18 protein-coding genes are annotated in these 19,745 nt (G+C 70.8%); 11 read left to right on the top strand and 7 right to left on the bottom strand.

What is annotated here, in order from left to right; genetic code table 11:
• Positions 1 to 139 precede the first annotated feature (139 nt).
• A complete protein-coding gene (locus tag ACF1B9_RS35930; protein WP_391746715.1) occupies positions 140 to 1,834 on the top strand; it encodes a GAF domain-containing protein in 1,695 nt (564 codons plus the stop codon).
• Positions 1,835 to 1,869: 35 nt separating this feature from the next.
• On the opposite strand, the gene ACF1B9_RS35925 is transcribed toward ACF1B9_RS35930, so the two are convergent.
• Positions 1,870 to 2,595 carry a response regulator gene (locus ACF1B9_RS35925; RefSeq protein ID WP_391746686.1) on the bottom strand — a complete coding sequence of 242 codons (726 nt, stop codon included), beginning with the start codon at positions 2,593 to 2,595 and terminating at the stop codon, positions 1,870 to 1,872.
• A 241-nt stretch (positions 2,596 to 2,836) separates the two neighbouring features.
• Between ACF1B9_RS35925 and ACF1B9_RS35920 the strand changes: the two genes are divergently transcribed.
• Entirely contained in the window at positions 2,837 to 4,174 is a 1,338-nt protein-coding gene (locus ACF1B9_RS35920) for a globin domain-containing protein (protein WP_391746687.1), read from the top strand.
• Here ACF1B9_RS35920 and ACF1B9_RS35915 read toward each other — a convergent pair.
• Together ACF1B9_RS35915 and ACF1B9_RS35910 are read right to left on the bottom strand one after the other, a co-directional pair.
• A complete protein-coding gene (locus ACF1B9_RS35915; protein WP_391746688.1) occupies positions 4,125 to 4,775 on the bottom strand; it encodes a vitamin K epoxide reductase family protein in 651 nt (216 codons plus the stop codon). The two genes, ACF1B9_RS35920 and ACF1B9_RS35915, sit on opposite strands and share 50 nt — an antisense overlap.
• Before the next feature lie 26 nt (positions 4,776 to 4,801).
• Positions 4,802 to 5,281 carry a hypothetical protein gene (locus ACF1B9_RS35910; protein WP_391746716.1) on the bottom strand — a complete coding sequence of 160 codons (480 nt, stop codon included), beginning with the start codon at positions 5,279 to 5,281 and terminating at the stop codon, positions 4,802 to 4,804.
• Between the two features lie 301 nt (positions 5,282 to 5,582).
• On the opposite strand from ACF1B9_RS35910, the gene ACF1B9_RS35905 reads away from it, so the two are divergent.
• Positions 5,583 to 6,041 (top strand): pyridoxamine 5'-phosphate oxidase family protein, encoded by a 459-nt coding sequence (locus tag ACF1B9_RS35905; RefSeq protein ID WP_391746689.1) that lies wholly within the window; start codon positions 5,583 to 5,585, stop codon positions 6,039 to 6,041.
• 214 nt (positions 6,042 to 6,255) lie between these two features.
• Here the strand turns inward: ACF1B9_RS35905 and ACF1B9_RS35900 are convergent, their stop codons facing one another.
• Positions 6,256 to 7,449, bottom strand: coding sequence for an MFS transporter (locus ACF1B9_RS35900; RefSeq protein ID WP_391746690.1), 1,194 nt, complete (start codon positions 7,447 to 7,449; stop codon positions 6,256 to 6,258).
• 252 nt (positions 7,450 to 7,701) lie between these two features.
• Here ACF1B9_RS35900 and ACF1B9_RS35895 point away from each other — a divergent pair, with 252 nt between their 5' ends.
• On the top strand, positions 7,702 to 8,130 hold the full coding sequence (locus ACF1B9_RS35895) for a DUF2690 domain-containing protein (protein WP_391746691.1): 429 nt from the start codon (positions 7,702 to 7,704) through the stop codon (positions 8,128 to 8,130).
• Between the two features lie 157 nt (positions 8,131 to 8,287).
• On the opposite strand, the gene ACF1B9_RS35890 is transcribed toward ACF1B9_RS35895, so the two are convergent.
• A complete protein-coding gene (locus ACF1B9_RS35890) occupies positions 8,288 to 8,908 on the bottom strand; it encodes a TetR/AcrR family transcriptional regulator (RefSeq protein ID WP_391746692.1) in 621 nt (206 codons plus the stop codon).
• Positions 8,909 to 9,076: 168 nt separating this feature from the next.
• Here ACF1B9_RS35890 and ACF1B9_RS35885 point away from each other — a divergent pair, with 168 nt between their 5' ends.
• Positions 9,077 to 9,919, top strand: a complete 843-nt coding sequence (locus tag ACF1B9_RS35885) for a class I SAM-dependent methyltransferase (protein WP_391746693.1) — start codon at positions 9,077 to 9,079, stop codon at positions 9,917 to 9,919.
• Between the two features lie 76 nt (positions 9,920 to 9,995).
• Here ACF1B9_RS35885 and ACF1B9_RS35880 read toward each other — a convergent pair whose 3' ends face one another.
• Entirely contained in the window at positions 9,996 to 10,667 is a 672-nt protein-coding gene (locus ACF1B9_RS35880) for a GntR family transcriptional regulator (RefSeq protein ID WP_391746694.1), read from the bottom strand.
• A gap of 225 nt (positions 10,668 to 10,892) precedes the next feature.
• On the opposite strand from ACF1B9_RS35880, the gene ACF1B9_RS35875 reads away from it, so the two are divergent.
• The 4 genes from ACF1B9_RS35875 (at position 10,893) to ACF1B9_RS35860 (ending at position 15,910) form a co-directional block, all read left to right on the top strand.
• Positions 10,893 to 12,242 carry an MFS transporter gene (locus ACF1B9_RS35875; protein ID WP_391746695.1) on the top strand — a complete coding sequence of 450 codons (1,350 nt, stop codon included), beginning with the start codon at positions 10,893 to 10,895 and terminating at the stop codon, positions 12,240 to 12,242.
• Entirely contained in the window at positions 12,239 to 13,456 is a 1,218-nt protein-coding gene (locus ACF1B9_RS35870) for a GAF domain-containing protein (protein ID WP_391746696.1), read from the top strand. The genes ACF1B9_RS35875 and ACF1B9_RS35870 overlap by 4 nt, the downstream gene beginning before the upstream one ends.
• A gap of 17 nt (positions 13,457 to 13,473) precedes the next feature.
• A complete protein-coding gene (locus tag ACF1B9_RS35865) occupies positions 13,474 to 14,379 on the top strand; it encodes a polysaccharide deacetylase (protein ID WP_391746697.1) in 906 nt (301 codons plus the stop codon).
• A gap of 340 nt (positions 14,380 to 14,719) precedes the next feature.
• Complete coding sequence (locus tag ACF1B9_RS35860; protein ID WP_391746698.1) at positions 14,720 to 15,910, top strand: PP2C family protein-serine/threonine phosphatase; 1,191 nt, start codon at positions 14,720 to 14,722, stop codon at positions 15,908 to 15,910.
• Between the two features lie 306 nt (positions 15,911 to 16,216).
• Here ACF1B9_RS35860 and ACF1B9_RS35855 read toward each other — a convergent pair whose 3' ends face one another.
• Positions 16,217 to 16,744 carry a DoxX family protein gene (locus ACF1B9_RS35855; protein ID WP_361444445.1) on the bottom strand — a complete coding sequence of 176 codons (528 nt, stop codon included), beginning with the start codon at positions 16,742 to 16,744 and terminating at the stop codon, positions 16,217 to 16,219.
• Positions 16,745 to 16,982: 238 nt separating this feature from the next.
• Between ACF1B9_RS35855 and ACF1B9_RS35850 the strand changes: the two genes are divergently transcribed.
• Both ACF1B9_RS35850 and ACF1B9_RS35845 read left to right on the top strand, forming a co-directional pair.
• Complete coding sequence (locus tag ACF1B9_RS35850) at positions 16,983 to 18,998, top strand: FAD-dependent oxidoreductase (protein ID WP_391746699.1); 2,016 nt, start codon at positions 16,983 to 16,985, stop codon at positions 18,996 to 18,998.
• Between the two features lie 91 nt (positions 18,999 to 19,089).
• On the top strand, positions 19,090 to 19,683 hold the full coding sequence (locus tag ACF1B9_RS35845; RefSeq protein WP_391746700.1) for a PadR family transcriptional regulator: 594 nt from the start codon (positions 19,090 to 19,092) through the stop codon (positions 19,681 to 19,683).
• The last annotated feature ends 62 nt before the right edge of the window (positions 19,684 to 19,745 follow it).

The raw sequence follows: 19,745 nt of genomic DNA, 5'->3' as shown, positions 1-19,745 counted from the left end.
GATGACAGAGACAGCACCTACCGCGCCCGACTCCCCCTCCGGAGTCCCTTCTCCCGGCTCCGACTCCCCCGCGCTCGACGCGACGGGAGCCTCCTGTCCCGGCCCGGCGACCTGGCCCAAGCCCAGTCGGCCGGACAGGATGCGCAGTCTGCTGGATGCCGTGATGAGTCTGGGGCGGGGCCTGGAACTGCCCGAGGTGCTCCGCGGGATCGTGGAAGCCGCCGTGACCCTGACCGACGCGCAGTACGGAGCGCTCGGCATCGTCGGGGACGGGCAGAAGCTGCTGGAGTTCCTTCCGGTCGGCATATCGGAGCAGCTCGCCGCCGTGATCGGCCAGACACCGTGCGGGCGCGGAATCCTCGGTGAACTGATCCATCACCCAGAGCCGCTGCGGCTCACCGATCTGAGCAGCCATCCGCGCAGCTTCGGATTTCCGCCCCATCATCCCCCGATGCGCACCTTCCTCGGAGTGCCGGTGCGCGTTCGCGACGAGGTGTTCGGCAACCTGTACCTCACCGAGAAGCAGGGCGGGGTGAGCTTCGACGCCGACGACGAGGCGGTGCTGACCACCTTGTCGATCGCGGCCGGGGTCGCCATCGACAACGCCCGCATGTACGAGGAGAGCCGTCGCCGCGAACGGCGTCTGGAGGCGCTGGGCGAGATCACCCGCACCCTGCTCTCGGGGACGGACGCCGACGAGGTGCTGCATCTGATCGCCGAGCGGGCGATGGAGGTGGCGGGGGCCGACCGGGCCGCGATTCTGCTGCCGACGCCCCCCGCGCCCCTCTCCGCGGCTTCGGAGGCCTCCGGGGCCGAGGCACGTCTCACCGTCGCCGTCGCCCACGGCATGGACTCCGAACGCGTGACGGGACTGTCCGTACCCGCGTGGGGATCACTGGCCGGACTCGCAGCCCGTACCGGGACACCGGTGCACTGTGCCGATGTCCGGACCGATCCCAGGGCACACCCCTTCGGCGACGGTGCCGAGGAGGGTCTGGGTCCGGTGGTGACGGTGCCTTTGCGGGTCGACACGGGGGCAAGGGGCGCGCTGCGCCTGGGGCGGCCCGTGGACCGTCCGCCGTTCGACGACACCGAGGTCGCGCTCGTCTCGGGCTTTGCCGACCAGGCGGCCATCGCTCTTGAACTGGCCCGTCGGCGGGCCGAGTCCGAGGAACTCGCCGTCATGCACGACCGGGACCGGATCGCCCGCGATCTGCACGATCTGGCGATCCAGCGTCTCTTCGCGACCGGGATGACTCTCCAGAGCACCACGCGTGCCATCGCGGACCGGCCGGACGCGGCCGAGCGGGTCAGCCGGGCGGTGGATGATCTGGACACCACGATCCGGATCATCCGGTCCACCATCTTCGATCTGCGGACGGCGGACGGTTCGGGCCGTGGCGGGCTGCGGCACCGGATGACGGAGACCGCTCGTACGGCGGCGCACGCCCTTGGCTTCCGGCCCTCGGTGCGGATCGACGGGCCGGTGGACACCACAGTGCCGGACGAACTGGCCGAACACGTGGTGGCGGTCGCCGCCGAGGCGGTGTCCAATGCCTCTCGCCATGCCCGCGCCACTCGTATCGGCATCGTGCTGTCCGCCGACGACGCGGTGACCCTGACCGTCACCGACAACGGCATCGGAATCCCGGACGGTGTCAGGACCGCGCCCGGGACAGGAGCAGCGGTCGGTGCCGGCGAACCGGCGACCGGGCGCCTCGGAGGGCTGGCCAACATGCGTACGCGGGCGCAGTTGTGCGGCGGCGCACTGACCATCGAACGGCCGGCGGACGGCGGCACCCGGATCATCTGGCGCGTGCCGCTCCACGACTGACGCCCGAGTGCCTGTCAGCTCCCCGGGGCCGGGGTTCAGCCCTGGCGGTCCTTGATCCGGCCGACGAGCATCGCGGCCTGGATCCGGCGGCCCACGCCCAGTTTGGCGAGGATCGAGGAGATGCGGTTCTTGACGGTCTTCTCGGCCAGGAAGAGACGTTCCGCGATCTCCCGGTTGGTGAGGCCCTCGCCGATGAGATCCAGGATCTGCCTTTCCCTGGGCGTGAGTCCGTCCAGCTCCGATGCCTGCGACGCCTCGGCAGGGGCTTGCTCGGTGCCCCGCAGCCGTGCCATCACGCGGGCGGTCGTCCGCGGATCGAGCATCGAGGTGCCCGACGCGACCGTGCGTACGGCGGCGATCAGATCGGCTCCGTTGATCTGCTTCAGCACGTACCCCGCGGCGCCCGCCATGATGGCGTCGAAGAGCGCCTCGTCATCGTCGAACGACGTCAGCATCAGGCAGGCGAGTTCGGGCATCAGGGCACGCAGTTCCCGGCACACCTCGATACCGGCGTGGTCACCGCCCTGGTCGTCGCCGAGGCGTACGTCCAGTACGGCGACCTGCGGTCTGCTGGCCGGTACGCGGGCCAGCGCCTCCCGGGCGTCGGACGCCTCGCCGACGACCTCGATGCCGTCCTCGGCTTCCAGCAGATCGCGTACACCGCGCCGTACGACCTCGTGGTCGTCGAGGATGAAGACGCGTACGGGGGCCGCGGACTGCGACGGGGTCGTGCTCAGGGGGGACTTCGCGGACTCGTTCACATCATGCTCGATCGGTTCGGGGAGAGGGCCGGAACCAGTATGTGCCCGTCCGGCGGCCTGCTCCCGCCGGGGTGCCACAGCATGGCAATCAGTGTCTGAACAGGGCCGAAAGGCCCTGTGGCCAGGGCCGGTCAGCGGGCTGGACGCGGTGCCATACTGACGCCGCCAAGATCGTCCGGGCACCACGGACATCTCCCGTTCCCGGCCACCCCACTGCGCTGCACCGAGGAGTCACCGGCCCATGAACACTTCGAGCGAGGACTATCACGCACTGCTCGCACGGCACGACGCGATGCGGCTGCGACGACGCATCCTGGCCCCGTCCGACACCCGCCCCGAACCGTGGAGGGCCAAGGCCCCGCAGGCGTACGACGGAACGGCCGACCAGCTGCTGATCAGTGACTCCCTGTCGCTGGTGAGCCCCTTGGAGGAGCTGGTCGCCGAACTGTACCGGCTGCTGTTCGAGCGGCATCCGTATCTACGGTCGTTGTTCCCCGAGTCGATGGCGTTCCAGCAGGTTCATCTCGTGGGGGTCTTCCGCTATCTGATCGGCAATCTGCACCGCGCGGACGAGGTGATCGGCGTCTTCGAGCAGTTGGGGCGCGACCATCGCAAGCTCGGCGTGCGCCCCGCCCATTTCGAGGCCTTCGAGGCGGCGCTGATCGAGGCACTGCGCGTGCGCGCGGGCGCCCGGTGGACCAGCGCGCTGGAGCATGCCTGGCTGCGGATGCTGCGGCTCGCCCTCACGGCGATGGTCAGGGGCGCGGACGAGGCGATCGCCGAACCGCCCAGCTGGGAGGCGACAGTGACCTCGCACGAACTCCGCACGCCCGGTCTCGCGGTGCTGCGGGTACGGCCCCATCAGCCCTACGCCTTCGAGGCCGGGCAGTACGCGTCCTTGGAGTCGCCGCTGCTCGAACAGGCCTGGCGTCCCTACTATCTGGCCCGCGCGCCGCATCCGGACGGTGAGCTGGAGTTCCATGTACGGGCCCGGGGCGCCGGCGGGGTGAGCGATGCGCTGGTGCACGGCACGCGGGAGGGCGGCGTCGTCCGTCTCAGCGCCCCGCGCGGCGCGCTGGCGCTGCCCGACCACACTCCGTCCGCGGACCTGCTGCTGATCGCTTCCGGAACGGGCTGGGCTCCGATGAAGGCGCTGCTCCAGCGGATCGACGCCGACCGGTCCCGTGCGCACCGGGTACGGCTGCTGCTGGGTCTCGCCGCGCCGGAGGAGGGAGTGTCGGCCGAAGGGATGTACGACGCGGCGTATCTGGAGGCGTTCCGGCGCGGACGCCCCTGGCTGACCGTCATCGCGGCCGATGCGACGGATGCCCGCTTCGCGGGTGCCGGGCTGCGGGCCCTGAACGGAATACTGACCCCGCGTCCCGGGGCCGCCGCCCGGCAGCACGCCTTTCTGGCCCTGGCCCCCGAGGCCTCCACGACGGAGCCGGCGCGGGCCGTCGCCGAGCGGCTCGTCGCCGCCGGAGTACCGGCCGCGCACATCCATCACGAGACCACCGGCATCGTCGCGGTCACAGAAACGTCTGCCAGTACGGCCAGAACCGGGTTGCTATCAGCATGACGATGGCCAGGCACCAGGTCACCGGCACGACGAGCGGGAACTCCAGCACCGCCGCGACCAGGGCGCGTGGGGCGGGCAGGACGCCATGGCGCAGATTGTGCACCGTGGTGTGCCAGAACATGAAGATGGTGGCCACCCACACGAGCACGCACCACAGGCAGAGGGCGCCGATGTCGTACAACGCCTGCGTCATCAGCCACATGCAGAAGCCGACGCCGAACAGCATGCCGAGATTCAGCCCCAACCAGTACCAGCGCCTGTAGCGTGCGCCCGCGAGCAGGCCCGCACCGGCCCCCATCACCACGCCGAAGGCGACCAGCCCGATGAGCGGGTTGGGAAAACCGAACACCGACGCCTGCTCGCTGCGCATCACATTCGTGCAGGACACCACGGGGCTCAGCGAGCAGGCGGGCACGAAGCCGGGGTCGGCGAGCAGTTCGAACTTGTCGATCGTGATGACGAACGAGCCGAGCAGCCCGAGCGCGGCGGTGATCACCAACAGCCACCCGAACCCCCGCCTCGCCCCGGCGCACTCCTGGTCGTCGCCCGTCCCGGACGCACCGGCGCACTCCCGGTCGTCTGTGTCGGGCCCTTCCGCCATCCTCCCGGTCCCACGTTCCGACAATTTCATGTCCGCCCCCGTACAGAACCGTCCGGCCAGACGACCTCCACCCGGATTCCTCGCGCACGCGCGAAGGCGACCAGATGGGCGGTGGCGTCCCGGCCGTCCGACGGCGATCCGTCCCACACGGCGAGCACGGTCCGGCATGTCTCCACCAGACGTTCATCGGCGCTGACACACGCGTTGCGGTCGGCCGGATCGAAAGCCAGCAGCCGTACGTGTTCGGCCAGGACCAGCAGTTCGCCTGCGGCCGACCGGTCCCGTTCGGGCAGCACGGCGGGAACAGCACCCTGGGCCGGCAGCAGCACCGTCAGCTTCCGCCCGGCCTCCCGGGCGGCCCGCCCGAACACCAGCGGCAGCCCCGCCCCGACCCGTACCAGGGCGGCCGCACCTTCTGCCAAACGGTCCAGCCGCGCTCTCAGTTCAGCTTCCACCAGTTCCAGGGTTCTGGTGCTGAGGTCTCTGTGCCCGACAACTGCGATCACCACGTTTCCTTCCTGCGCGCACAGCGCCGTCCGAACGATCCCGCACGCCGCGCCACGGCCCGGCCCAGCCCGGTCCGGCCCAGGAGCCGATGCCGGACCGGCCCGCGCAGCAAGCGATGCACCGCAGTGAACCCATCGGAAGTCCGACGCCGCTAGGGCCGTTCGGCCCTGGGGCCATTCGGCCCTGGCGTGGGGCGACGCCGCACGATGTACTCGTGCGGCAGGTGAGCAGACCAGGAGACGAGGCAGCCACGTGAGCCACTCATGCCATCAGGCGCCCCAGCCGTCCGCGCGCACGGCTGTGACCACACCATCGGAGACGGGGCCGTTCCCGGGTTCGGCGGCCACCGGGCCACGCCGCACGGTCGAGTTGACAGGTGCCCAGGCACTGGGCCTGCTCGGCAGGGCGTCGCTCGGGCGAATCGTCTTCACCCAGCGTGCGCTGCCCGCCATCCGGCCGGTGAACCATCTGCTGGACCACGGTCGGATCGTCATCCTGACCCATGAGGACTCGGATCTGTACGCCCAGGCCCGCGACCATGGCGATCGGGGAGTCGTGGTCGCCTACCAGGCCGACGACATCGATCCGCTGACCCATCTGGGCTGGAGTGTCGTCGTCACGGGGTACTGCCGCCCGGTCACGGAGCCGGACGCGCTGACGCGTTACCAGCGGCTGCTCCGCCCCTGGTCGGGCCCGGTGATGAACTGTGCGGTACGCATCCGTCCGCATCTGATCACCGGAATCCGGCTGACCGTCTGACACCGCACACAGAGTTTCTGACCAACCGTCAACTGAGCCGCCGACCCGGGGTATTGCTCCGGCACTGTACGACCGACGACCTCGTATCGGGATCCGAGTCGGCGGCCACGCAGGCCCTGACGCAGCATCCGTACAAGGCGGCCCGTGCGGCGGCGGCTTCGCCACCCGCTACGGCAAGGTCATCGCATACGAAGAAGCCACCCTCACACTCGCATCACCCCTCATGCGGGCACGACTGTTGGACGACACCTCCTGGCAGCACCCGCTCGCCCAGCAGCACCACGCAGGCCACGACGGTCAGCAGCCCGCCCGCAAGGAAGGCGCCGCGCACGTCGGCACGCGGCAGGACCAGTCCCCCGACGGCGGCGCCCGCCGCGATACCGGCGTTGTAGGCACCGGAGTTGGCCGCGAGTGCGATATCCGTGCGACCCGGTGCGCAGCGCAGCATGTCGTTCTGGGTGGCCATGAACACCGGCCCGAGCGCACCGCCCATCAGCACCAGGAACACCACCGCCGCCGGCGGATCGGTGCCGGTCGCGTACAGGCCGAGCATGCCCACCGCCTGCGCGGCGACGGCGGTGGTCAGCGTGGATTGCGGGAAGCGGTCCAGCAGCGCCCCGGTAAGGCTCACCCCGGCCAGACACGCGACGCCGAAAGCCACGAACAGGGCGCTGACCGCGTTCGGGGAGAACCCGCTCACGTCGCCCAGGAACTTCACGATGTAGGTGTACCCCGCGAACGCCCCGGCGGCGGACAAGGCCCCTGCCGCCAGCACCGTCCCGAACCGGCGGGCGTCGGGACGCGTTCCGTAGGCGGCGTGCCCTTCTTCCGGACGGGAGGTCGGCAGCAGGGTGGCAATCGTCACGAGGGAGACCAGCCCGAGACCGGCCGGCACCGCGAGTGGCACCGGCCAGTCGCTCTGCCGGCCCAGCCAGGTCCCGGCGGGAATGCCGAGTACGAGGGCGAGCGAACCGGCGACGGACAGCGCTCCGACGACACGTCCGCGGACCTCGGGCGGGAACAGACCCACCGCGACCGGCCCCATCACGGCCCAGAACAACGCCTGGGCGAGCGCGGTCAGCAGCCGTGCCGCGAGCAGCAGCCAGTAGGAGGTGGCCAGCGCCGCGACCAGACTGGACGTGATGAGCGCTGCCAGCAGTCCCGTGAGGACATGACGTCGGGGCATGGTCCGCGTGACGTGGGCCAGCGGCAGGGACGCCACGGCAACCGTCACACCGTAACCGGTGACCAGGTAACCGACCGCCGACAGGGACACCCTCAGGTCGTCGGAGATGAGTTCCAGGAGGCCGATCGGCAGGCTCTCCGCGGTGTTGAAGGTGAAGGCGGCCAGCATCAAGGCCACGAGCACCGCCGACCGGCGCCATGGAGCCGGTTGTGCCGTGACCATACGGCCTCTTCCTGTCCTCGCCCGTCACCCCGTGCCGTCCCCCGCCACCCAGCCGCGTTCAACCTACACACGATCGTGCCGGTACGGCCCGTCGGGCCGGTCGTCGGCAACCTCGGCACCGGCGCTGCCCGGACCGGCGCCGCTCCGGCCACTCTTTCCGGTGATCAACCCGGGGAACTGCCTTCCGGGGCCGACCGCCACGCTATCCAGAAAGCGACGGATCAACGGTCGAACCCTCCGGAAGGAAACTGTATGAAGCTCCGCTGTTCGCTGTCCTCCGCTGCTGCGGCCCTTGCTGCCGCCACGCTGTGCGTTGCGGCAGCCCACGCACCCGCGGACGCCGCGTCCCACTGCAAGGGAAATGCCTGCACCGGGAAGAACCCGCAGACGCAGGGGTGTGGTGCGGACGCGCACGACGTGCCCAAGAGCACCGTCAGGGCACCGGGCGGCGGCCCCTCCGTCCGGCTGCGGGTCTCGAACCGGTGCAGCGCGGCGTGGGCCAGGGCGGACAAGGCCGACCACGGCTGGCTCTTCAAGATCGAGATCAAGGGAGGGAAGTCGTACCACGGCAACCCCTCCCCGAGGGCGGAGACCTACACCGCGATGGTCGGGACGAGCCATGCCTACCGGGCCTGCATCCAGGACGTCGACAAGCAGTGGGAATGCAGCCGGTGGTTCTAGTGCTGGGACCGGCGGCGCCCCGCGGAACGCAGACGCGAGCTCCGCGGGGCGGCCGGTCCAGTCGGCACACCCACGACGACCGTCGCCGCAAACGTTCCGTCGAGCGCAGTCGCCGCGGCACACCGGGGCCCACTGCGGGAGGTCGTTCAAAAACAGGTCACGCCTGCCCGTCGAGGACCACGCCACCACCGGGGGCTTCACCGACGAGCAGGGCGACGAGTCGCTCCGCCTGTTCGCGGCGGTCCGGTGTGCCGTCCCAGCTCGTCATCAGGAGATGGTGGATGGTGCCGACCAGGGCGAGCGCGATCGAGGCGGCATCGGTGGAGGCCCCGAGTCTGCCGAGCCGGATCTCGGTGTCCAGGTAGTCGGTGATCGAATCCTGGATCGCCGCGAAGCCCGGTGCGCCCGCCGCCAGCGCCTCACGGATGCGCAGGGAGGTGGCGGGGCGCGTCATGGCCAGGCCGGCGACCGTGGGGTCCAGGGAATCGAGCAGTGCGAGTGCGACCGCGCCCAGGTTCTCGGCGATGGTGGCCAGGCCGACCCGTTCGTGGAGTTCGGCGGCCTGTCGTGCGCTGCGTGCGAACCGGTCCAGGACCAGCTCGGCGACAAATTCGTCCAGGCCGTCGAAGTGCTTGTGCAGCATGCCCTTGGCGCAGCCCGCCTCAGTGGTGATCGCTCTGCTGGTCAATGCGGCCGGGCCCTCACGGGCCAGAATCCGCACCGCGGCGTCGAAGAGCCGCTCGCGAACATCGGGAATCGCTACTCCGCGCGGTGACATGGGTCCTCTCCTGGTACGAGTCCACGGCGCACCCCGCAGCCGACAAGGGGATTGCCAGTATGGGCATCCGCCCATACTGTTTGGGCGAGCGCCCATTCTAGTTCGCCGGGCGGCGTGCCCAGCAGGGGCCGTACCCGACAGGAGCCATGTCCAACAGGGGGTAGTCACATGCGTGTCGTCAACACCGCACAGGCGCAGGCCTGGAACGGTCACGAAGGGGACCACTGGGCCCGGAACCAGGAGCGTTGGGATGCCGTGAACGGGGGCTTCGACCAACCGTTGATCGCCGCCGCCTCGATCGCGGAGCGGGACCGGGTCCTCGACATCGGCTGCGGCGCCGGCTCCACGACGCGGCTGGCCGGCCGCCACGCACGTCGCGGCAGGGCCTCGGGGTTCGACCTGTCGGCGCCGATGCTGGCGCGGGCCCGCGAGAGTGCCCGGCGCGAGGGTTCGGCCAACGTGAGCTTCGAGCAGGCCGACGTCCAGGTCCACGACTTCGCGTCGCACGCGTACGACGTCGTGATCAGCCGGTTCGGAGTGATGTTCTTCGCCGATCCCGTCGGCGCCTTCGCCAACATCGCTCGTGCACTGCGTCCCGGCGGCCGCCTGGCGTTCGTCTGTACCGCCGAGGCCGAGGCCAACGAATGGCTGCGGGCCCTCGCGGAGTTGCACGACATCCTGCCCATCGGGGGCTTCGGCTCACCCGGCAGCCCCGGCATGTTCTCCCTCGCCGCCCCGGCGAGCACCCGCGAGGTACTGGCGTCCGCCGGATTCGAGCACATCGACACGGAACGCGTGGAGGCGTACGGGACGTGGGGCCGCGACGGGGAGGACGCGGCCGACTTCCTGCTGGGCTCGGGCCCCGGACGTCATCTGACGAGCCAGGTCGACGAGGACGCCCGGATCCGCGCCCGCCGGAAGCTCACCGGCATCCTGCGCACGCATGAGAGGGACGGAGCGGTGCGCATGCGCAGCACCGCCTGGCTCGTCACCGCCGACCGCCCGAACTGACCGGCCTCGCGCGGCGGTCTCGATCGCGGCGGCCCCGGACACCTTCGGCAAAGGGCGGGCCGGGGGGATGCACCCCTCACGGGCCGGGCTCGTCGAAGAGCAGACCGAGTGCCACGGCGCGATAGTGGCGCACGTGCGCCAGCGCGAGCCGGGCCGCCGCCTCCGGGTCGGAGGCGGCGATGGCCTCGCACAGGGCGCGGTGCTCCTCCCACACCGAATGCGGGTCGTCGATCTGCTGGAAGAGCCAGCGCATCCGGCCCTCCAGGGGTTCGAGCGCGGAGGCGAGCAGGTCGTTGCCGGCGATCTCGATGATGTGATGGTGAAAGGCCGTGTTGGAGCGGGAGATCCGGTCGGCCCGGCCCGACCTGGTGGCTTTGCGGGCGCTCTCCAACAGCCGCTCCAGGCGCTGCACCTGCGCGGGCAGCGCGCGCTCGGCCGCCCGGCGGGCCGCCAGCACCTCAAGGGCCTCGCGCAGGTCGAAGAGGTCGAGCACGTCCTGATGCGACAGTTCGCGCACGACGATGCGGCGCGGTGAGAGCGCCTGCAGGAAACCCTCACTGAGCAGGACCCGGATCGCCTCGCGTACGGGAATGCGCGAGACGCCGAACTCCTCCGCGACCTCGCGCTCCACCAGCCTGTCGCCGGGTTTGAGCTGCCCCGCGATGATCCTGTCGCGGATTCCCTCGCACACCTGGTCACGCAGCCATGCGCCGCCACCGTTCGCCGGTGCCGCCTCGCGCTCTGTCACGTGTCGCCCCCGTGTCCCGCCTGCAAAGAAGTCCTCACGGTATACCAAACCCTTGACGCGAGGCCGCCCCGTACTCATTCTTTGGTATGCCATAACGAGTAAGGGGCACGTCAGGAGCTCGCACATCTGTCGACACCTGCGTTCACGCGCCCCTGCCAACGCACGGTCCTCAGCTCGACGTCAGCCCCTGCATCCGTCATCGCCAGCCGAATCGAGGGTCCCGCCATGTCGTCGTCCCCGCCTCCGCCCGAAACCGCCCGCTCGACGAGAACCGGTCCGCCGCCCAGCAGGACGGGCCCCGGTCCACGTCCCACACGTACACGTTGGAAGGTCTTCGTCCTTCTTCTCGGCATCGTCGCGCTGAACTACATCGACCGCGGTTCCGTCTCCGTGGCGCTGCCGCTGATCACCAAGGACCTGCACCTGTCCAAGGAGGTCACCGGGTTCGTGCTCAGCGCGTTCTTCTGGACCTATGCGTTGATGCAGATACCGGCGGGCAAGCTCATCGACCGGTTCGGGCCGCGCCGGATGGCGGGGGGTGCCTGCGTCGGCTGGGGGCTCGCCACCTCCCTCACCGCCGCCTCCACCGGGGTCGGCTCACTGCTCGGCTACCGGCTGCTGCTCGGTGTGGTCGAAGCACCGGTGATGCCGGCCGGCGGCAAGCTCAACGCGCAGTGGCTGCCCGCACGGGAACGCGGACGCGGCGCCGTTCTGATGGACGGCGGGGCGCCGCTGGGCTCGGCACTCGGCGGCATCGCGATCTCGGGACTGATCACCTGGACGGGCAGTTGGCGGGCCAGCTTCGTCGTCGCGGGAGCGGTGACGGTCGGCATCGGCCTGTTCGCCCTCCGGTACCTGCGCGACACCCCCCGCGCGCACCGCTCCGTCAATGCCGCCGAACTCGCCCACATCGAGCGCGCACACGCCGAGGAGGATGCGGCGAGCCCGGTCGCCGACGAGCCGGCCCGGCTCGTCGGCTACCTCAAGTACCGGTCGTTCTGGGGAATGTGCCTGGGCTGGATGGGGTTCAACGGCGTCTTCTACGGCGTGCTGACCTGGGGACCGCTGTATCTCTCCGAGACCAAGGGCTTCGACATCAAGACCATCGGCTGGTCGACGCTGGTCATCTTCGGTGCCGGTTTCGTCGGTGAGCTGTTCGGCGGCTGGCTCGCCGACCGCTGGCGGGCACGGGGCGTCCACGCCAACACGGTCATGCGCACCATGATGGGGATCGCCGGCGCGGCCGTCGTCGCGGGCCTGCTCGGGGTCGTCCTCGTACCCGATGCCCTGACGGCCGTACTCCTGCTGTCGGTCGTGCTGTTCTTCCTGCGCTGGGCCGGCCTGTACTGGATGCTCCCCTCCGTTCTGGGCGGGCGCTGCAACGCCGGCGTGGTGGGCGCCGCCATGAACCTCTCCGGCAACATCGCCGGCATCGTCACACCGATCGCGGTCGGCTTCATCGTCGGCGGCACCGGCTCCTACACCTGGGCGCTGCTGTACTTCGTCGGCGCCGGGGCCCTGTTCACGGCTTCGTCCCTTGTCATCGACTACTCCCGGAGGCTTGCCGTCCGATGATCGACCAGTCCCTGACCGAGCGCACACGTCCGATACGGCTCGGCATGCTCACCCCGTCGTCCAACACCTGTCTGGAACCGGTGACCTACGGCCTGCTCGGCACCGACGCCACCCGCTTCACAGCTCACTTCGCCCGTGTCCCCGTCACCCGGATCGCGCTCGACGCCGGAAGCGACGCGCAGTTCGACACCGGTCCGATGCTGGCGGCGGCCCGTCAGCTCGCCGACTCCAAGGTCGATGTCATCGCCTGGAACGGCACATCCGGCTCCTGGCTCGGGCCGGCCCGGGACCGCGCGCTGGCCGATGCGATCACCGCCGGGACCGGCGTTCCCGCCACCACTTCGACGCTTGCCCTGCTGGACGCCTGCGCCGCGTACGGGGTGACACGCCTCGGGCTCGCGCTGCCCTACACGCGGGACGTGTGCGAGCGGATCGTGGAGACGTATGCCAAGGAGGCCGGTCTGCAGTGCTTCCTCGCCGAGCCGTTCGGCGAGGACGACAACGAGGCCTTCGCGCGGATCCCGGCCGCCGATGTCGCCCGTCAGATCGAGGAAGCGGCGGTGACGGCGGAGGACGGCGCCGTGCACGCCGTCGCCGTCGTCTGCACCAATGTGCACGGCGCGTTCGAGGTCCCCCGTCTCGAACGGAGCCTGGGCATCCCGGTGTTCGACTCGGTGGTGGCCACCCTGTGGAAGGCCCTGGATCTCGCGGGCGCCACCACACTGCCAGGCCGTGGCACGCTGCTGCACACGGGAAGCCCGCGCGCCCGGATCCAGGAGACACTGGAGGCGTTGCTGACGGCGACCGGTGCGGACCGCACCACCTTCCGCGTCGACCTGCCCGCGCTCGGCCTGCACGTGGATCTCACCGCGGGCGAGGCCTGCGGCCCCGGCGTCCGCTCCATCCGCCGCGACGCCTCCCTCGACCAGAGGCGTCTCGACACCGTCCGGTGGCTGGCGGAGCACCGCCGCCCTCTCGTCCAGCCGCGGTTCACCACCGAGCCGCGTCCGCCGCGTGCGCTGATCGAGGTGTACGGCGTACAGGCCCAGGTGCTCGTTCCCGTACCGGCGCCGGGTGACGACGCCCTCACCGGCTGGATCTCCCTGCACAGCCTGAGCGAGCGCTCCTGGAGCGACGCGGACGTCGCGCTCGCCACCGCGGCGGCGAGCCGGCTCTCCGCCGTCGTCGGCCGGTTCACCGAAACATCCCGCTGAAGAGGAGAAACGCCACCATGCCCAAGGACATCCGGATAGCCCTCGGTGTCGATGTCGACGCGGTCGCCGGCTGGCTCGGCAGTTACGGCGGTGAGGACTCCCCCAACGACATTCAACGCGGTGTCTTCGCCGGTGAGATCGGCACACCACGTCTGCTCAAGCTCTTCGAGCGCCGCGGGATCCGCACAAGCTGGTTCGTCCCCGGCCACTCCATCGAGACGTTCCCCGAGCAGACCCGGATGATCGTCGAGGCGGGGCACGAGATCGGTGCGCACGGGTACTCGCACGAGAATCCCATCGCGATGTCCCCGCAGCAGGAGGAGGACGTCCTCGCCAAGTCGGTCGAGTTGATCGAGCAGTTCACCGGGCGCAGGCCCAAGGGGTACGTCGCACCGTGGTGGGAGATGTCGGAGTCGACGGCTGCACTGTTGCACAAGTACGGCTTCAGCTACGACCATTCGCAGAACTACCGCGACTTCACCCCCTTCTACGCCCGGGTCGGCGACTCCTGGACGAAGATCGACTACTCCGGCGAGGCGAAGGACTGGATGAAGCCCCTCATCCACGGTCGCGAGGTCGACCTGGTCGAGTTCTGCGGCAACTGGTACGTCGACGACCTGCCCCCGATGATGTTCAACAAGCACGCCCACAACAGCCACGGCTATGTCTCGCCGCGCGCCCTGGAGCAGGACTGGAAGGACCAGTTCGACTGGGTGCACCGGGAGCTGGACTACGCGGTGATCCCTGTGACGCTGCACCCGGACGTCTCCGGGCGCCCGCAGGTCCTGCTGATGCTGGAGCGGTTCATCGACTACGTCCGCGGACACGAGGGCGTGTCGTTCGTGACGCTGGAGGACGCGGCGGACGACTTCCGCCGCCGCTTCCCGTTCGAGGGAGAGGAGCGGCCGACCGACATGCGCTGAGCCACGGCGGCATCCGGCGCCCCTTCTCCGTCCGCCTCGAAGAGGGGGCCACGGCTGCTGTCGGCGCGCCCCGTCGCCCGGATGCCGACACCGCTGTGACGTTCGATGCCGCGCCCGTCACACACCGCGATGGACCCCGTCGGCGCGGCAGCGGGGCGGTGCCGATTACCGTGTCCGCACACTGCCGAAAGGGCCGGTGACGCGGTTCGACGCCGAAGTCCGGCGCCGTCGTGCCGGTCGCCGAACCACGGCCCCGGCGGCGCGGCCGGTCCCGGCGGGTGCCCGGCGGGGTCCTCCGGCCGAGTCGTGCGTGGTCCGGGGGCGGTGCACTGTGGAAGACGTGAGCCTCAGTGAACGGTTTACGGATCTGCGAGAACCATGGCGGCCGAGCCACGTGCTGCTGGCGATTCCCGTCGCGCTCATCGTCGTGATCGCCACTGTGGACATCCTCGCGCCGCAGGACATCCGTCTGGGACCGCTGCTGGTCATCGCGCCGGCGCTCACCGCTTCGTTCGCCGGCGCGCTCCCGACCGGGGGCATCGGCCTCCTGGCCGTGGCGGCCCAGGCGTACATCGGCCGGCACATCGGCGTGCTGTCCTCCCGGAGCATGGTGGTGCAGATCGTCGCTCTCGCTCTGCTCTCGGCGTTGACGGTGTTCTTCGCTCTGATACGCGAGCGGCGCGGACGGGAGCTGGCGCGCGTGCGGTCGGTGGCCGAAGCCGCACAGCGCGTCCTGCTGTGGCCGCTCCCGGACCGGATCGGCCCACTGAGGGTCGCCTCCCTGTACCTGGCCGCGGAGGACGAGGCCCTGATCGGCGGAGACCTGTACGCGGCCACCCGGACCGGGGGTGGAACGCGGGTGATGATCGGGGACGTGAGGGGCAAGGGCCTGGCTGCCGTCGGAGAGGCCGCCCTCCTGCTCGGCGCCTTCCGTGAGGCCGCCCACCAGCACACCGGCCTGCCCGAACTCGCCGCCGCCCTCGAACGGAGCGTCGCGCGCTACGAGGACGACTTCGAGTCCCGGGAAGCGACCGGGGAGTGCTTCGTCACCACGCTGCTCCTGGAGATCCCCGACAAGGACCACGTCGTCCGCATGACCAGCTGCGGGCACCCCGCACCCCTGCTCCTGGGCCCGGGGCGTTCCGTCAGAATGCCGAGTCTGCGCCCGGCACCCCCGCTGGGGGTCGGCCGCACGGGGCCGACCGGCTACGCCTTGGACGCGTTCCCCTTCGAGGACGGTGACACCCTCCTCCTCTACACCGACGGCATCACCGAGGCGCGTGACCGGGACGGGGACTTCTACCCGTTCACTGAACGGGCCGCCCGATGGACGGAGAGCTCCCCGGAGACGCTCCTGCACCATCTGCGACGCGACCTCCTCGCCCACGTCGGCGGGCGTCTGGGCGACGACGCCGCGCTCGTCGCCATCCACCGCGACGCCACCCCGCCCCGTCACGCACACCGTCCCGCAAGGGCCAACCGCCCCGACGGCTTCCGTCACAGCTGCGGAACGACCGGCCCACGGCGGTGACCGGCGCGGTCCGGCACGCGCGGTGACCCGGCGACACGATCGGCCACCCCGGGGCCGGGAACACCCCTGCCGTCCCGGGGAACACGTCCGCCACGCAGTCCCCCGGACGTCGGGCCTGGCGCACGCCCCCGAGGCGTGGTTCCCCGACTCGGGCGGCGGCTGGCAGGCGGTACGTGGCGCGGGTCGTCGCCGTCGACGCGTACGGCAACGCCTCCCCGGCCGCTTCGCTGTTCCGCAAGTAACGCGGCCGGGACCGGGCGGCTCCCTCCCTGGGGTGCCGTCCGGTCCCTGTCCTTGCCGGGTGGGTCAGGTCGCGTCGGGATCGACCGCGGCCCGGCCCCTGGCTCGCCTGCCGACGACCGCTGCCGCCGCGACCGCGCTGCCCGCGAAGGCGAGGGCGACCATCCAGGGCTGATTGAAGGTGTGCCGGGTGGCATGGTCTACGGAGTACCGGCCGGGTCCGGTCAGGCCGATCGCCGCCGCGGTGAAGCCGAGGAAGGCCGGGTACTCGTAGCCGCCGCCCTGTGCGAAGAATCCGGCGGGTGCGTGGACGGCCACGGCGCCCGCCATCGCCCCCGCCGCTGCCGCGCCCGCCGCCGGGGTGGCGAGGCCGAGGGCCAGCAGCGCGCCGCCGCCCGCCTCGCCGAGCCCGGCGGCGACCGCGCTGTACTTCGGCGGATGGAAGCCCATGGCCTCCATCGCGGCGGTGGTTCCTTCGATGCCTCCTCCGCCGAACCAGCCGGCCAGCTTCTGGGTGCCGTGCGCGGCCAGTACCGCGCCGGTACCGACGCGCAGGACGAGCAGGCCGAGATCACGCCGGTCGAGGCAGGCCATGGGAGCCTCCGCAAGAGGTCAGGGGGAGCGGGTCGGACGGACGCCCCGCCCCACGCCGTGGCGGCGGGTGCCGCGTTTCCACTCTCGGTGGCGCCGAGCGCCGATGTGCCCTGGTGTTACGCCGTCCGGGGGACGGCCTCATGCGTGGCTCTGTCACGTAGGTAATTGTGCAACTTGTTGCACAATGAGGTTCGGGTGGTCTACAACTGGCGCAACGACACTGCGCGAGGAGCCCCGCATGAGCCCGTACCCCAACCTGCTGAGCCCGCTCGACCTCGGGTTCACCACCCTCCCCAACCGGGTGCTGATGGGGTCGATGCACATCGGTCTGGAGGAGGTGGAGCGGGGCTTCGAGCGGATGGCCGCCTTCTACGCGGAACGTGCCCGGGGCGGCGTGGGTCTGATGGTCACCGGTGGTATCGCCCCGAACGCGCGGGCCTGTTCCTTCCCCGGCGGTGCCAAGATGACCGACGAGGCGGAGGCCGAGCAGCATGCGCCGGTCACGGCCGCCGTCCATGAGGCCGGCGGCCGGATCGCCATGCAGATCCTGCATTTCGGCCGGTACGCGCACCATCCCGAGCTGGTGGCGCCGAGCGCGATCCAGGCTCCGATCAGCGCCTTCACCCCGCACGCCCTCGACGACGACGAGGTCGAGGAGACGATCGAGGACTTCGCCAGGGCCGCGGAGCTCGCGCGGCACGCCGGTTACGACGGTGTCGAGATCATGGGTTCCGAGGGCTATCTGATCAATGAGTTCATCGCCACCGCGACCAATCGGCGCACCGACCGCTGGGGCGGCCCGTACGAGAACCGCATCCGGTTCCCCGTCGAGATCGTGCGCCGGGTGCGTGAGCGGGTCGGCAGCGACTTCATCCTCATCTACCGGCTCTCCATGCTGGATCTGGTCCCCGGCGGTTCCTCCCTGGAGGAGGTCGTGCGGCTCGCCCGCGAGATCGAGGCGGCCGGAGCGGACATCATCAATACGGGGATCGGCTGGCACGAGGCCCGGATCCCCACCATCGCCACTTCCGTGCCCCGCGGCGCCTACACCTGGGTCACCGAGCGCATGCGCGACGCCGTCTCCGTACCGCTGGTGACGAGCAACCGCATCAACACGCCCGAGGTCGCCGAGGAGATCCTCGCCTCGGGACGGGCGGACATGGTGTCGATGGCCCGGCCGTTCCTCGCCGACCCCGATTTCGTCGTCAAGGCGGCCGAGGGCCGCGCCGACGCGATCAACACCTGCATCGGCTGCAACCAGGCCTGCCTGGACCACGTCTTCAGCGGCCAGGTCACCTCCTGCCTGGTCAATCCGCGCGCCTGCCACGAGACCGAGCTCATCCTGTCGCCGACGCGCACCGTCAAGCGGGTGGCGGTCGTCGGTGCCGGGCCGGCCGGTCTCGCGTGCGCCGTCTCGGCCGCCGGGCGCGGGCACCGGGTGACGCTCTTCGACGCCGCGGAGGAGATCGGCGGCCAGCTCGATGTGGCGCGCAGGGTTCCCGGCAAGGAGGAGTTCAACGAGACGCTGCGCTACTTCCGTACCCGGCTCGCGGAGGAGAAGGTCGAGCTGCGGCTCGGTACGCAGGTCACGGCCGATGCGCTCGACGGCTACGACGAGGTCGTCCTCGCCACCGGTGTCACGCCCCGCTCCCCCGCCGTTCCGGGCCTGGACCACCCCAGCGTGGTCGGCTACCTCGACGTCCTGCGTGGCGGGGCACAGGTGGGTGAGCGGGTCGCGATCATCGGGGCGGGCGGCATCGGCTTCGACGTCGCCGAGTTCCTGACCGACTCGGGGGAGGCCGCGAGCCTCGACCCCGAGGTGTTCTTCCGGAAGTGGGGCGTCGACACCGACTACCGCGGCCGGGGCGGTCTGCGCGCCCCGGAACGCCCGAGGACGCCACGCACCGTGCACCTGATCCAGCGCAGGACCAGCAAGGTCGGTGCCGGGCTGGGCAGGACGACCGGGTGGATCCACCGCACCGAGCTGCGGCACCGCGGCGTCACGATGATCGCGGGCGCCGCCTACGACCGGATCGACGACGACGGACTGCACCTCACCGTCGACGGCGAACAGCATCTCCTGCCGGTCGACACGGTGGTGCTCTGCGCCGGCCAGGAACCGCGTCGCGAACTGTACGAGGAGCTCGTCGCCGCGGGCCGCTCGGCGCATCTGGTCGGCGGCGCCGACGTGGCCGCCGAGCTGGATGCCAAGCGCGCGATCCGCCAGGGCACGGAGCTAGCGGCCACGCTCTGACAGATCCAAAAAGCCCCTGGCCCGGGGAGCTTCCGTCGGCCCGGCCCCTCCGTCATGGGGCCGGCGCCCGGCCGTCCTTAGGATGCACCCCATGTCACTCCCGCACGCGATCCTCACCGCCCTGCTCGAAAAGCCGTCGTCGGGGCTGGAGCTGACCCGCAGGTTCGACCGGTCGATCGGCTACTTCTGGTCCGCCACGCACCAGCAGATCTACCGCGAGCTGGGGAAGCTGGAGCAGGCGGGGCAGATCCGGGCACTGCCGTCGAAGCAGCCCTCCCGTGGGCAGAAGAAGGAGTACGAGGTGCTGCCTGCGGGCCGGGAGGCGTTGTCCACGTGGGTGGCCCGTTCCGAGGACCCCAAGCAGATCCGCGATCCGCTGCTGCTGCGGATGCGGGCGGCCGCGGTCGTCGGAGCGCCCGGCCTCGATGCGGAGCTGCGCCGTCATCTGGGGCTGCACCGACGGCAGCTGGCGGAGTATCTGGAGATCGAGAAGCGGGACTTCCCGCCCGAGCGGAATTCCGACGAGGACCGGCTACGGCATCTGGTGCTGCGCGGCGGCATCGATCTGGAGAACTTCTGGATCGGCTGGCTGACCCGGGCGCTGACCCCGGGCGGGGACCGGATGCCGGATCCGCCGGGCCAGGGAGACCGGCACCGCCGGTCCGCCGGACGTCCCGACGAGTGAGCGGGGCTCGCGCGTGGCGGGTCGACGGGCGGATGAATTTCGTACATGACACCTCGGCCGGT

The organism is Streptomyces sp. NPDC014727 (assembly GCF_043083485.1).
Classification (GTDB): Bacteria; Actinomycetota; Actinomycetes; order Streptomycetales; family Streptomycetaceae; genus Streptomyces.
The sequence above is the reverse complement of the archived record's forward strand: the minus strand, read 5'-3'. Positions and strand labels throughout refer to the sequence as shown.